This is a genomic window from Aromatoleum sp. (genome assembly GCF_035254505.1).
Lineage (GTDB): Bacteria > Pseudomonadota > Gammaproteobacteria > Burkholderiales > Rhodocyclaceae > Aromatoleum.
Map to the genome: position 1 here is coordinate 60,068 of NZ_DATFAO010000002.1, position 14,398 is coordinate 74,465.

General features: G+C 64.8%; 10 protein-coding genes. 9 read left to right on the forward strand and 1 reads right to left on the reverse strand.

The features are described 5' to 3' along the window. Window positions 1-304 precede the first annotated feature (304 nt). From VJ673_RS00325 to VJ673_RS00340, 4 genes are all read left to right on the forward strand, one after another. On the forward strand, window positions 305-2,401 hold the full coding sequence (locus VJ673_RS00325) for a hydantoinase/oxoprolinase family protein (protein ID WP_324124009.1): 2,097 nt from the start codon (window positions 305-307) through the stop codon (window positions 2,399-2,401). A 10-nt stretch (window positions 2,402-2,411) separates the two neighbouring features. Beyond that, window positions 2,412-4,226 (forward strand): hydantoinase B/oxoprolinase family protein, encoded by a 1,815-nt coding sequence (locus VJ673_RS00330; protein WP_324124010.1) that lies wholly within the window; start codon window positions 2,412-2,414, stop codon window positions 4,224-4,226. Between the two features lie 259 nt (window positions 4,227-4,485). Beyond that, the gene (locus tag VJ673_RS00335) at window positions 4,486-5,976 is read left to right on the forward strand and encodes an NCS1 family nucleobase:cation symporter-1 (RefSeq protein WP_324124011.1); all 1,491 of its coding nucleotides are present in this window, start codon (window positions 4,486-4,488) and stop codon (window positions 5,974-5,976) included. 78 nt (window positions 5,977-6,054) lie between these two features. Continuing rightward, entirely contained in the window at window positions 6,055-6,870 is an 816-nt protein-coding gene (locus VJ673_RS00340; RefSeq protein ID WP_324124012.1) for a hypothetical protein, read from the forward strand. A gap of 68 nt (window positions 6,871-6,938) precedes the next feature. On the opposite strand, the gene VJ673_RS00345 is transcribed toward VJ673_RS00340, so the two are convergent. After that, window positions 6,939-7,850, reverse strand: coding sequence for a LysR substrate-binding domain-containing protein (locus VJ673_RS00345; protein ID WP_324124013.1), 912 nt, complete (start codon window positions 7,848-7,850; stop codon window positions 6,939-6,941). 165 nt (window positions 7,851-8,015) lie between these two features. Between VJ673_RS00345 and VJ673_RS00350 the strand changes: the two genes are divergently transcribed. The 5 genes from VJ673_RS00350 to VJ673_RS00370 form a co-directional block, all read left to right on the forward strand. Beyond that, a complete protein-coding gene (locus tag VJ673_RS00350) occupies window positions 8,016-8,702 on the forward strand; it encodes an isochorismatase family protein (RefSeq protein WP_324124014.1) in 687 nt (228 codons plus the stop codon). 83 nt (window positions 8,703-8,785) lie between these two features. Then, window positions 8,786-10,072, forward strand: coding sequence for a beta-ketoacyl-ACP synthase II (fabF, locus tag VJ673_RS00355; protein WP_324124015.1), 1,287 nt, complete (start codon window positions 8,786-8,788; stop codon window positions 10,070-10,072). Between the two features lie 310 nt (window positions 10,073-10,382). Continuing rightward, a complete protein-coding gene (locus tag VJ673_RS00360; protein WP_324124016.1) occupies window positions 10,383-11,750 on the forward strand; it encodes an L-serine ammonia-lyase in 1,368 nt (455 codons plus the stop codon). Window positions 11,751-11,918: 168 nt separating this feature from the next. Next, window positions 11,919-13,319 carry an aminotransferase-like domain-containing protein gene (locus tag VJ673_RS00365; RefSeq protein ID WP_324124017.1) on the forward strand — a complete coding sequence of 467 codons (1,401 nt, stop codon included), beginning with the start codon at window positions 11,919-11,921 and terminating at the stop codon, window positions 13,317-13,319. Window positions 13,320-13,333: 14 nt separating this feature from the next. Then, window positions 13,334-14,398 (forward strand): hydantoinase/oxoprolinase family protein (locus VJ673_RS00370; RefSeq protein ID WP_324124018.1); only part of this gene is annotated, 1,065 nt, incomplete at its 3' end.

A 14,398-nucleotide genomic window follows, 5' to 3' on the forward strand; every position in this document is an offset into this window, starting at 1 on the left:
CCCGCTTGCCGTTCCTGCCCCTCCCCACGCCGAAATCCCCCCACCCGCGACGCGCCCGTCATCTGTTCGGGTTAGGTCCGGGCGCCTTTGCTTGCCGCGGTGCGATAGGAACTATTGCGTCGAATGGCAATAGTCACCAGAAAACACTCAATAGACCAACAAGAATCGGGCGCCTAGTATCCGATTCGACCCGTCGTTCCTGATCGAATCGCAAGCAACAAGCAGAGGAGCTAGAAAAAGAGCAGCAGACTATCGCCGTTTGGCGAGAACAAAACGCAATAAGCAAGGAACAGAGGAGACTGGCATGGCAAGAATCGGAGTGGATGTCGGAGGTACCTTCACCGACCTGGTGCTCGAGATAGAAGGCGAGAACCGGGCCGCCAATCGCGTCTATGTTCATAAGGTCCCGAGCACACCCTGGGATCAGTCCGAGGGGGTGTTGCGCGGCATCCTGGAGATTTGCCGCATCGGCGACATCTATCCCAGCGACGTGCGGATGATCGTCCATGGCACGACGGTCGCGACCAATATCACCATCGAGCACAACGGTGCCGAAGTCGGGATGCTGACAACGCGGGGCTTCCGCGACATCCTGCATATCGGCCGCCACAAGCGTCCCGAGAACTTTTCGCTGCAGTTCGATGTGCCCTGGCAGTCGCGGCCGCTCGTGAAGCGCCGCAATCGCATCGCGATCAGCGAGCGCGTGATGCCGCCGCACGGCGAGGTCGTCCAGACGCTGGCCGAGGACGAGGTGCGGGAGGCGGCCGAACTCTTCAAGGCGCGCGGCATCCGCTCGGTGATCGTGTGCTTCCTCTATTCCTTCCTCAACGACGCGCACGAGCGCCGGGCAAAGGAGATCATCCAGGAGGTGCTGCCGGATGCCTACGTGTCGTGCTCGTCCGAAGTCGCGAACGTCATCCGCGAGTACGAGCGCTTCTCGACGACGGCGATGAACGCCTATGTCGGCCCGAAGACCTCGCATTATCTGAAGAACCTCGAACAGAAGCTCCTCGATGCGGGGATCAAGGCGCACCTGCGCATCATGCAGTCGAACGGGGGCGTGTCGACCGTCGAGAAGTGCTCGAAGGAGGCGGTGTCGATCCTGATGTCGGGGCTGGCTGGCGGCGTGATGGGCGGGCGTTGGGCCGGCGCGCTGTCGGACGAGAAGAACGTCATCACCGTCGATATCGGCGGCACGTCGGCGGACTTCAGCACGATTCCTGACGGCAAGGTGAAGATCATGAATCCGCGCGACACGTACGTCGGCGCGTATCCGATCCTCGCGCCGATGATCGACCTCGCGACGATGGGGGCGGGCGGGGGCTCGATCGCCTACATCGACGAGGGCGGCGCCTTCCGTGTCGGGCCGCGTTCGGCCGGCGCCGATCCGGGACCGGCATGTTACGGCAAGGGCGGCACGGAGCCGACGGTCACCGACGCACAAGTGGTGCTGGGGCGTCTCGATCCCGACCATTTCCTCGGAGGCGGTATCGAGATCGATGCCGAACTCGCACGCGAAGCGATCCGCACGAAGGTCGCACAGCCGCTCGGGCTCACGGTCGAGGAGGCCGCGCTCGGCATCATCCGCATCCTCAACTCCAACATGTCGCTGGCGATCCGCGCGAATTCGGTCGCCAAGGGCTACGATCCGCGCAAGTTTGCGCTCGCTCCCTTCGGCGGTGCAGGTCCGCTCAATGGCGTCGCGCTTGCCGAGGCCGTCAGCGCACGCGAGGTGATCGTGCCGCCCGCGCCGGGAATCACTGCGGCGATCGGACTGCTCGTCACTGACATGCAGTACGAATTCATGCGCTCGGTGCCGACGCTGCTCAAGGACGTGGGGCAGCCCGCGCTGGACAAGCTCAACCGCGTGATCGACGAGCTGACCGCGTTATGCCGCGAGCGTCTCGATGACGACGGCGTGCCGGCCGACAACCAGCATTTCGTGCGCGTCGCCGAATGCCGCTATCACGGACAGGGCTTCGAACTGCGCGCGGACATCCCCGATGGCCGGATTGACGGCGAGCGGCTCGCCGCCGTCAAGGCGAGTTTCCAGGCGCAGCACAAGCGGGACTACGGCTGGGCCTTCGACGACGTCGATGTCGAGATCGTGACGATCCGCATCATCGGTATCGCCCGTACCCGGCCGCTTGCTTGGCCGGAACTGGAGGATGCCGCGGGCAGCAGCCCCGACGGCGCCCTGATGTACGAGCGGCCGACGATCTTCGACGACAGGAAGACCTACGCGACGCCGCGCTATGACCGGAAGAAGCTCAAGGCCGGGCATGAACTTTCCGGCCCCGCGATCATCGTCCAGCACGACTCCACGACGCTGGTCCCGCCGGGCTATGTGGCCAAGGTTTCGGCCAAGGGCAACATCCACATCAATGCGCAGCGCGTCTAAGGAGAACCAGATGAACCCGTCGAACACCAAGGTCGACCCGATCACCCTGCAGGTCATCAGTGGCGCGCTGCACACCATCGCCGAGGAAATGGGCCACGTGCTCTACCGCATGTCCTTCTCGTCGATCATCCGCGAGTCTCAGGACATCGGCGCGGGCCTCTTCGACCTGCAGTTCAACACGCTGACCGAATCCGAAGGCTCGCCGCTGCACATCGGCTCGATCCCCGCCTACCTGCGCGGCATCAGCGCCTGCCTGCAGGGCGGCACGTGGAACGAGGGCGACGTCGTCATCCACAACCACCCCTATTACGGATCGAGCCACAGCCCCGACCTGTGCATCGTCGTGCCGGTGTTCTGGCGCGGCGAGCTCGTCGCCTTCGCGGCAAACACCGCGCACCACGTCGACATCGGCGCGGCGACGCCCGGCCTCATCATCGACATCCCGGACGTCTTCGCCGAGGGCATGCTCTTCGCGGGCATCAAGCTCTATGAGGGCGGCAAGCGCAATGAGGGCCTGTGGCAGTACATCGGCCACAACAGCCGCACCGCGAAGCAGACCAAGGACGACATCGACGCGCAGATCGCCTCGGCACTGCTCGGTGCCCAACGGATGCAGGAACTTCTCGATACCTACGGGAAGGAAACCGTCTTCGGCGCGGCGAACCAGCTGATGGACTACACGGAGTCGATGATGCGCAGCCGCATCGCCGAGATTCCCGATGGCGAATACTTTGCCGAAGGCTATCTCGACGACGACGGCGCGAACCGCGACAAGCGACTGCCGATCAAGGTCTGCGTGCGCGTCACCGGCGACAGCGTCGAGGTCGATCTCACCGGGTCGGCCGATCAGGTGCCGACGGGCTTCAACGTGCCCTTCGAAGGCTCGACCAAGCCTGCCTGCTACTGCGCCTTCCGCGCGATGCTCACCGACAGCGCGCTGATGGAGGTGAAGCTGCCGCCGAACGAGGGCTCCTTCCGCCCGATCAAGGTCACGGCGCCGAAAGGTTCGATCTTCAACCCGATCTACCCGGCCGCCGCCGAGGCGCGCTTCACACAGTGCAACCGGATGATCGACCTCATCATCAAGGCGCTCTCGCCAGTGATCCCGCAGCGGGTCACCGCCGGCAACTCCGCGACGCTGTCCTTCGCCGCGTACTCGGGCATCAAGCCGGACGGCGACTACTGGGTGTTCCTCGAAGTCAATGAGGGCGCCTATGGCGGACGGCCGCATTCGGACGGCCCCGATTCGATCGACAACCTGATGGCGAACACGCGCAACAACCCGATCGAGGATCTGGGCATGCACCTGCCGATGGTGTGCGATCGCTATGAGCTGCGCGACGACGTCATGCCGGGGGCCGGGCAGTTCCGCGGCGGTATCGGCGTCGTCAAGACGCAGCGATTGCTCACGGACGGCGCGATCACGCACGAATCCGAGCGCCATCTCGACGTGCCCTGGGGGGCCTTTGGCGGCGCGGGCGGCGCCGCGGGACGCGTCGAGATCTTCCACGCGAACGGAACGACGTACGACACCTACGCGAAGTTCTCGAACCTGCGCGTGGAGGCGGGTGGTGGCATGTCGTACTACGCGCCCTGCGGCGGCGGTTACGGCGATCCCCTCGATCGCCCGGCCCGCCAGGTGCTTGACGACGTGCTGGACGACTTCTGCACCCGGGAACATGCCTTCGACGCCTATGGGGTGGTAGTCACCGAGGCGCTGGAGCTCGACGAGAGCGCCACCCTGGCGCGGCGTACCCTGATTCGCCTCGAGCGGCGCCAGCCGCCGTTGGCCGAACAGGACGCAGCGGTCGTCGAGACCGTCTAACCAGACCACCCGGTCGTCATTTCCCCTTTGTGGCGAATCTCCCCGGCTCCGGCCGGGGAGCGGGCTCCTTACGTCCAAATTTGGGCCCGGTTCGCCGCGCGTCCGATCAAGAACAAAAAAACTCCAAGCCATCCGCCTGACGGCCACGCGCCACAAGCGAATGACTTGAAGGAGTTTCCATTGTGGCCGTGCGGCCGCGCCATCCCGGATTCATCGGGCGCGGACCCTGCGGCTTCATCCACCGAAAAGGAGGTAAGTCGTGAGTGTTCAAGACAATAGCCAGTCCGAGATCTGGAACGAGGACCTCGCCCCGACCGACCCGGCCCACAGGACCTGGCGCTGGCAGGATTACGCCGCACTGTGGATCGGCATGGTCATGTGCATCCCATGCTACATGCTGGCGGCGGGTCTCATGGACCAGGGCATGTCAGCGACCCAGTCGGTCATGATCGTGCTTGCCGGCAATGCCATCGTGTTGATTCCCATGCTGTTGATCGGTCATCCCGGCGCTCGCTATGGCGTGCCCTTCGCGGTGCTGGTGCGATCGTCCTTTGGCGTGCAGGGCAACAAATTGCCGGCTCTGTTGCGGGCACTGGTCGCCTGCGGCTGGTTCGGCATCCAGTGCTGGGTGGGGGGAAGTGCCATCTATGCAATCGGCAATCTCCTGAGCGGCGGCCTGCTGGTGGGGCCGAAGATGGCGTGGGCCGGTGTCAACGCGGGGCAATTGGTGTGCTTCTTCATTTTCTGGGCGCTCCATCTTTATTTCATCGCCCGAGGACCGGAGTCCGTGAGGAAGATCGAGACCTTCACCGCTCCCCTCAAGGTCGTGATCGTGCTCGGGCTGCTGTGGTGGGCCTACGACAAGGCCGACGGCTTCGGCCTGATGTTCTCCGCGCCGTCCCAATTCGCTCCTGGCGGCCAGAAGGAGGGGCAGTTCTGGGCGGTATTCTGGCCGTCGCTCACGGCGATGGCGGGGTTCTGGTCGACGCTGGCGATGAACATCCCCGACTTCACGCGCTTTTCCGCCTCTCAGCGCGAACACTACGTGGGTCAGGCGGTCGGCCTGCCAATCCCGATGGCCTTGTTGGCGTTCGTCGGTGTCGCCGTCACCTCGGCCACCGTCGTCATCTATGGCAAGGCGATCTGGGACCCGGTCGATCTGGCGAGCCGGATGGAAGGCGTCGCCGTGGCGATCGGCCTGGCGATCATCACCCTCGATACCCTGTGCGTGAACCTCGCGGCCAATACCGTCGCCCCGGCCTATGACTTCGCCGCCATCTTCCCGCGACATGTCAATTTTGCCCGCGGCGGCTACATCACGGCGGTCATCGGCGTCGTGATCATGCCGTGGAAGCTCGCGGAATCCACCCAAGGCTACATCTTCACCTGGCTCATCGGCTACGGCGCGCTGCTCGGGCCGGTGCTCGGGATCATGCTGGCCGATTACTGGCTGATCCGCCGCACGCGGCTCGACGTCGACGATCTCTTCGACTTGAACGGACGGTATGCCTACCGGAACGGCTGGAACGTGTCTGCGCTGATCGCGTTCGCCAGCGGCGTCCTGCCGAACCTGCCGGGATTCCTCCATGCCGCCTTTCCCGTCGCCTTTGCCGACGTGCCGGGGTTCTTCACCGAACTCTACAACTACGCGTGGTTCGTGGGCCTGTTCCTGTCACTTGGGACCTACCGGATGTTGATGGTCTCGGAGAGCGCAGGGGTGAGCCGTGGCCTCGCGGTCGAGAGGATCTGACCGGCTCCGCAGCGGCGTACGGGCAGCAACACAACCAAATAACCAGAACATCGCAGCACCGCACCAGGAGCAGGTGACATGAAACAGCTATCAGCAAAGACCGCACTTCGTCGCATCGGGGCCGTCATCGGCAGCACTCTCGCATTTGTCGCCGTCGGACATCCCGGTTTCGCGGCGGCCTCCGAGTGGAGCGAAACAGATGTGCAGGTCCTGAACGGCACGCGCTTCCGCGACCCGGGGATTCATGACGAGGTCACGAAGACGACGATCACGCTGCAGCACGTCAGCGGCTACGCCTACGGGCGCAACTACTTCTTCATCGACTCGTATTGGGGAACGAGGAATGCGCCGCGTTCGAACGACATCTATGGCGAGTACTACCATTACCTGAGCCTCGGCAAGACCACCGGCGCGACCTTTGGGGGCGGCATTCTGAAGGACCTGAACCTGACCGCCGGCGTCAACGCGGGCGCTTCGACCGGCGGCGCAGGCACGCGCATCCTGCTCTACGGCGTGACGCTCGATTTTGCCGTGCCCGGCTTCAGCTACTTCAACGTCGACCTGCTCGCCTACGACGATCGTTCGCAGTTCGACAGCGTGCGAACGCACTACCGCAACAGCTATCAGGTAACCCCGGTGTGGCGCCTGCCATTCAGCATCGGCGGCACGCAATGGAGCTTCGAGGGCTTTTGCGACTTCATCGGCGCGCGTGGCCAAGGCACGGTCAACCAGACGCTGTGCCAGCCGCAGCTGCGGTTCGATCTCGGCCAACTGGTGTCGGGACGCCGTGATGCCATCTACGTCGGCACGGAATATCAGTACTGGCGTAACAAGTACGGTATCGACGGGCTCAACGAGAGCTTTCCCAACGTCATGGCGGTCGTGAAGTTCTAGCCGCTTCCCCTGGGGAATACGATGCACCGAGGTTGCCGTGGGCGGCCCCGGTGCACTTGCATTTGCGCTCAGGCTTCCTGGGTCATGCCGAACTCCTCCGCATTGTCGTGCAGGAACTGCGAGAAGCGCTCGACGGTGGGGGTCATGATGTCCTTGCGCCAGCAGGCAAGGGTTTCCAGCGTCTTCTGCCGCCCCACCAGCGGGCGGATCACCAATCCCTTGCGCTGGATGTTCTCGGCGCAGCGCGTGTAGAGCGCAACGCCGATATTGGCGGCGACGAGCCCGAAGATGCCGTCGCTGGTCGAGGCTTCCTGCGCGACCATCGGCGAGAAGTTCGCGGCGTGGCAGAGCGCGAAGAAATGCGCGCGGAAGGCTTCCCAGGAATCCTTCGAGCCAAGGATGAATTGCTCGTTCACTAGGTCCCGGATCGAGATCGCAGCCTTTTCTGTGAGGGGATGGGCCGCCGGCAGCAGCACGACAAGTTCCTCGCGGGTCACTGTCAGCTGGCTGATCGTCGGGGACTCGAACGGGCCGATCAGGAAGCCGATGTCGATGCGCGATTCGAGCAGCGCTTCCTTCTGCTTCGAGCTCGGGATGTGGAACAGCTCGACCTTGATGCCGGGATGCGTCTTCAGGAACCTCTCGATGATCGAGGGCAGCTTGCCGTTGATCGCGAAATCCATGTAGGCGATGCGCAGGTAGCCGACCTTGCCGTCCGCCGCCGCCTGCGCAAGCAGCGAGGCCTTCTCGATGTGCCCGAGCGCGAGCCGGCATTCATAGAGGAAAGTGCGTCCGGCCTCGGTGAGCTGCACGACGCGCGTCGTCCGCGACAGCAGTTCGGCGCCGACGGCCTCTTCAAGGTGCTGGATGGTCCGGGTGAGCGCCGATTGCGTCATGTACAGCCGCTCGGCCGCCGGGCGGAACTGCAGCTCTTCAGCGACCGCGACGAAGGCGCGCATGTGGCGAAGTTCGAAGCGCATGGGGGCGATTTGCTCCGGTTGGATCGATCGTTTCGGTTTTCCTGAAACGCAATAATAGGCGATTAATTGTAAATAGACGAGTCAATAGTATCCGCTACTATTCCTCCAGACAAAGACATCTTTGTCGCAACCGAAAGATAGACACCGACTGGAGATGAAGCTCAAATGGATAACGAACTGAACGCGATGCTCAAGCAGGCCTTTGCCCAAGCCACCAAGCTGTACCAGGAACGCGGCTTCCAGCGCCGTGTGGGCTTCGGCAAGAAGCCGGCGCTGATCAACGTCGACCTCGCAAACGCCTGGACCCGTCCCGGCAATCCCTTTACCTGCGAAAAGATCGACGACGAGATCATTCCGGGCGTGCAGCGCTTGCTGAAGGCTTGCCGCGAGAACAACCATCCGGTGATCCACGTCACGACCTGCTACCAGGTCACCGACCGCAAGAATCCCAACACCGACATGGGCCTGTGGCACAACAAGATTCCGGTCGACGTCGTCAATCAGGAAGACGAGAACATCTGGGCGATCGACTCGCGTATTGCGCCGATCGCCGGTGAGCAGGTACTGATCAAGAAGCGCGCGAGCTCCTTCCATGGCACCTACCTCGCGGGTTTCCTGCGTGCCGCCGGTGTCGACACCATCCTCGTGACCGGCGTGACCGCCTCGGCCTGCGTGCGCACCACGCTGTGCGATGGCTTGGCCGAAGGCTTCCGCACGATCGCCGTGCGCGAGTGCATCGGTGACCGCGTGCCGGGCGCCGTCGAATGGAACCTGTTCGACATCGACGCCAAGTTCGCCGACGTCGAATCGGTCGATCGCTGCGTCGATTACCTCTACTCGATGAAGGGCTGAGTTCGGCGCCTGCGGCGACGGAGAGGGGCCGCGACGTGAGGCGGTCCCTCCATCGGCAAACGGATACGCGAGGGTACAAGCAGATGGCGCACGGTCCGAAGACATTGCGGCGCGTGGTAGTGACGGGAATGGGACTGGTGACGCCACTGGGCGTCGGGGTCGAGAAGACGTGGTCGCGGCTGCTCTCGGGAGCGTCCGGCATCGGCGCGATCGATCGCTTCGATGTGCCTGATCTGCCGTCCAAGATTGCCGGCCTGGTGCCGCAGGGCTGCGCCGCCGAGGGCGGCTTCAGCGCCGACGAATGGGTCCCGGTCAAGGACCAGCGCAAGATGGACCTGTTCGCGATGTACGCGCTGTGCGCAGCCGACCAGGCGCTGCACAACGCGGGCTGGCAACCCGAGACGCCGGAGGCGCGCGAGCGCACGGGCGTGCTGATCGGCTCCGGCATCGGCGGCTTGCCAGCGCTCTCCGACGGTGCGGTGACGTTGCACGAACGGGGGGGGCGGCGCATCTCGCCCTTCTTCATTCCCTCGACGCTTGTCAATTTGGCCGCCGGTCACATCGCGATCCGCCACGGCCTGCGCGGACCCACGCATGGTGTCGCGACCGCCTGTGCGAGCGGCGCGCACGCCATCGGCGATGCAGCGCGCATGGTCATGCTCGGCGACGCGGACGTGATGGTCGCCGGCGGCACCGAGGCCGCTGTGTCTCGACTGGGCATCGCGGGCTTTTGCGCGGCGCGGGCGTTGTCGACTGGCTTTAACGACCGTCCCCAGGACGCCTCGCGCCCCTGGGATGCCGAGCGCGACGGCTTCGTGATGGGTGAGGGCAGCGGCGTCGTGGTGCTGGAGGAATACGAGCACGCCCGGGCCCGCGGGGCGCGCATCCATGCCGAGGTGCTCGGCTACGGGCTGTCCGGCGACGGCCACCACATCGCCGCGCCGCCCGAGGATGGCAACGGCGCGGCGCGCGCGATGCGGGCGGCGCTTGCCTGGGCTGGGCTCGCACCGGACGAGGTGGACTACGTCAATGCGCACGCGACATCGACCCCGCTCGGCGATCTGGTCGAACTGCGGGCAATCCGCGACGTGTTCGGCCGGCACGCCGAGGGTGGGCTGTCGGTGTCCTCGACGAAATCGGCGATGGGCCACCTGCTGGGCGCGGCGGGTGCGGTCGAAGCGATCCTGTCGATGCTCGCGCTGCGTGACCAGGTCGCTCCGCCGACGCTGAACCTTGGCGCGCCCCCGGCTGGGTTCGGCGATCTGGACCTCGTGCCAGGGGTCGCGAAAGCGCGCCCGATCCGTGCCGTCCTGTCGAATTCGTTCGGCTTCGGCGGCACCAACGCAGCGCTGGTATTCGGCAGCTGCTGATTTTTCCGGAGAACTTCGATTCATCTGCTACATGACGGCCTATCTCGACCGATGCTTCCGTTGCTAACAAGCAAATGCGTGACGGATACAGGCAAAAGGGGCGCAGACGAAATTTCTAACATCTCCTCCGATGAAGCGGAATTCCTTGCCTGCCGCCCGGGGCAAGCGGCCATAAACCAGCGAGGAGACGAGGCAGATGTTCGCAATTACTGACCGTAGGCTTCGTCGAGGAGCTGTAGGCAGCCTCGCGCTTAGCCACCGGCCGACGCTTTCTCCGGCCAGCCGCTGACGAACTGGGGGGCGACGCACCATGGCAATCAGCGTCTTGGAGATGTTCAAGGTAGGCATCGGGCCGTCCAGTTCCCACACTGTCGGGCCCATGCGCGCAGCGCTGAGCTTCGCGGCTGGCCTCAAGGACGAGGGGCTGCTGCCGCGCGTCCGTCGTATCCTCGCGGAGCTCCATGGCTCGGTGGGCGCGACCGGTAAGCGCCATGGCAGCGATAAGGCCGTGCTTCTGGGCCTCGAAGGCGAAGCGCCGGATGTCATTGACCCCGACACGATCGACAGCCGCGTGGCACGCGTCCGGGAGGACAAGCGACTGTCGCTGTTGCGCATTCATCCGGTGGAATTCGACGAGAAGACGGATCTCGTCTTCCTGCCCCGCCAGACGCTGCCATTCCACCCGAATGGCATTCGGCTGACCGCTTTCGGCGGGGATGCGGTCGAGATCACGAGCCGTGTGTATTACTCGGTGGGCGGCGGTTTCGTCGTGAACGAAGACGACCGCATCATCGAGGACTCCGCCGGGGTGCCATATCCCTTCCACAGCGCCGAGCAGTTGCTGACCCAGTGCGCGGTCAACGAACTCTCGATCAGCCAGTTGATGCTGGAAAACGAGAAGGCCTGGCGTAGCGAGGCGGAAACGCGTAACGGCCTGCTCCACATCTGGCAGGTGATGCAGTCCTGCGTGCGCCGCGGCTGCGAGGAAGAGGGTGTGCTGCCGGGCGGCATGAAGGTGCGCCGCCGCGCCGCCGGCATGTATCGCAAGCTCTCCAGCGCACCGGAGGCGTCGCTGCGCGATCCGCTGACGACGATGGACTGGGTGAACCTCTACGCGCTCGCCGTGAATGAGGAAAACGCCGCCGGCGGCCGGATCGTCACTGCGCCGACCAACGGCGCGGCCGGGATCATCCCCGCAGTCCTGCATTACTACTACCGCTTCATCCCCGGCGCGACCGAGGACGGCGTCGTGCGCTTCCTCCTCACCGCGGCCGCGATCGGCATCCTGTTCAAGGAAAACGCGTCGATCTCGGGCGCCGAGGTGGGCTGCCAGGGCGAGGTCGGTGTGGCCTGCTCGATGGCGGCGGGTGCGCTTGCCGAGGTCATGGGCGGCACGCCCGAGCAGGTCGAGAACGCAGCCGAGATCGGCATGGAGCACAACCTCGGCCTGACTTGCGATCCGGTCGGCGGTCTTGTGCAGGTGCCGTGCATCGAGCGCAACGCGATGGGCTCGATCGAGGCGATCAACGCGGCGCGGATCGCGCTCCACGGTGACGGTCGCCATTTCGTGTCGCTCGACAAGCTCATCAAGACGATGCGTGCCACCGCCGCCGACATGAAGGACAAATACAAGGAAACGTCCCGCGGCGGACTCGCGGTGAATGTCATCGAGTGCTGACGCCCGCCCGCCAGTCGCGGCCGGTGCGTGATCGCGCTGTACTGCTTCCACGAGCAATACAGCACGGCGAACTGCACTCGATAGTGCGCGTTGTGCAACTTCGTGCTTTGTTACAAGCTAGGCTCGAACCCGCATTGCCCAACGCCCGGCATTCCCCCGAGAGACCGCATGTTCGTTGTCGATCCGAAAGCGCCCAAACCCCTCGTGATCCAGATCGTCGAGGGTTATCGCGCGCTGATCGAGGCGGGCAAGCTGCGCTCGGGGATGAAGATCCCGTCGATTCGCCAGTTCGCCGAGACCAACCGCGTCAGCATGTCGACCGTCGTCGAGGCCTATGATCGCCTCGTCGCCGAGGGTTGTCTCGTCGCGCGGCAGAACATGGGCTTCTTCATCCGCGAAGTCGGCTCTGAGCGCCCGTCGGCGAAGGGGGAGGGCGAGCGACTGCCGCTGGGGATGGAAACCCTGTGGTCGGTGCACAAGGGCTGGGTCACCGGTAACGCAGCGATCAACCCGGGCAGCGGGTGGCTCCCCGAGGACTGGTTCGACGACGAGGCCCTGAAGAAGAGCCTGCGCGCCGTGGCAGCGCGTCCCTCCGCCCAGCTCGTCGGTTATGGGCACCCGAAAGGCTTTCCGGGATTGCGCTGGAAGATCGCCGACTGGCTGCGCGAGAAGGAGATCTACGCCAATCCCGAGCAGATCCTGATGACGTCGGGCGCGATGCACGCCTTGTCGCTGCTCGCGAAATACCTGATCGGCGACGGGCAGACGGTGTTCGTCGAGGAGCCCGGCTTCGGCACGCTCAACGCGACGCTCCGGCTGCAGGGGGCCAAGGTCGTCGGCGTGCCGATGGGCCCGCACGGACCCGACCTCGAAAGCTTGGAAGCCCTCGCGGCCGAGCACAAGCCGCGCGTGTTCTTCATCAACCCGCGGATGCAGAACCCGACCGGCGTGTCCTACGACATGCCGACTTCGCATCGCGTGCTGCAGCTCGCCGAACGCTACGACTTCCTGATCGTCGAGGACGACATTTACGCCGAGCTCGATCCCTTCTCGAGCCGCTGCCTCGCGGGGATGGACCAGCTGAATCGCGTCATCTACGTGAATAGCTTTTCCAAGACGATCGCACCGAGCCTGCGCGTCGGCTACATCGCGGCACACCCTGACGTCATCGAGGACCTGACGCTGCACAAGATCGCCGCCGGCCTCACGAGCTCGGAGCTTTCCGAACGGCTCGCGCACGAGGTCCTGCTCGACGGCCGTTACCGCAAGCACTTGCGCGTGTTGCGCGAGCGCCTGGCGGACGCGCAGGCGCAGACCTGCGAGCGCCTCGAAGCCGCAGGCCTCGAACTCTTCCACCGCCCGCGCGCCGGCATGTTCGTGCTCGCACGCTTTCCCGGCCTGGATGATCCCGGCCCGCTGTGCAACGAGGCCAACCAGCGCGGCATCTTGATGGCGCCGGTTGCGGCCTTCTGCACGGCGCCGGACGGCTCCCCTTGGGTCCGCTTCAACGTCGCCTACTGCGACAGCGAGCGGCTTTTCGAATACCTGTCGATGATGAGCCCGCAATGAGTTCCGGAGACCTCATGACCTACCGCCTGGGTATCGATACCGGCGGGACGTTCACTGACTTCGTGCTCGCCGACAACGGCGGGCGCACCTGGCTGTTCAAGGTCGAATCGACGCCGGACGATCCGAAGCGAGCGCTTGCGGCGGGCTTCCGCCAGATCGAAGAGGCGCTCGGCCTCGACGCGCGGGCGCTGATCGATGCGACCGAACTGTGCGTGAACGGCACGACGATCGCGCTCAACGCGCTGATCCAGCACTCGGGCGCCAAGGTCGGGTTGTTGACGACCGCCGGCCACGAGGATTCGCTCGAGATCCGGCTCGGCCAGAAGGAGGAGGGCTACCGCTACAACCCGAACTATCCGCCAGCGCGGATGCTCGTCGAGCGCTACCTGCGCCGTCCCGTGCGCGAACGGATCATGTCGGACGGTTCGGTGCTGACGCCGCTCAACGAGAACGACGTCGCCGAGGCCTGCGCCTTCTTCCGTGACCAAGGCGTCGAGGCGGTGGCGATCTCCTTCGTCTGGTCCTGCGTCAATGCCGCGCACGAGCAGCGAGCGGCGGAAATCGTGCGCGAGCTGCTGCCCGACGTCTATGTGTCGATCGGCTCCGACGTGCTGCCGCAGATCCGCGAGTACACACGCACGTCGACGGCCGTGCTCAATGCCTATCTGGGGCCGTCGGTTGCGCAGTACGTGCGCGAGCTGGAAGGCTTCTTTGCCGAATACAAGGGCGCATCGCGGCTGCGCTACTTCCAGTCGAACGGCGGTATGGCGTCGCCGGCGGAGTTCACGCGGCGCGCGGTATATGCGGTCAATTCCGGTCCGGCCGCGGCGCCCCGCGCCGGAACTTTCGTCGCCCGTCCGCTGGGCGTCGACGACATCATCACCGTCGACATGGGCGGGACCTCCTTCGATGTCACGCTATGCCATGCGGGCCGCGCGAACATCGCGAAGAACGTCGATTTCCTGCGCTACCGGCTCGGCATACCGGTGATCCAGGTCGAGATGCTCGGCGCAGGTGGCGGCTCGATCGCGGCGGTCGATCGCTACGGCATGCTCTCGGTGGGGCCGCAGAGCGCCGGC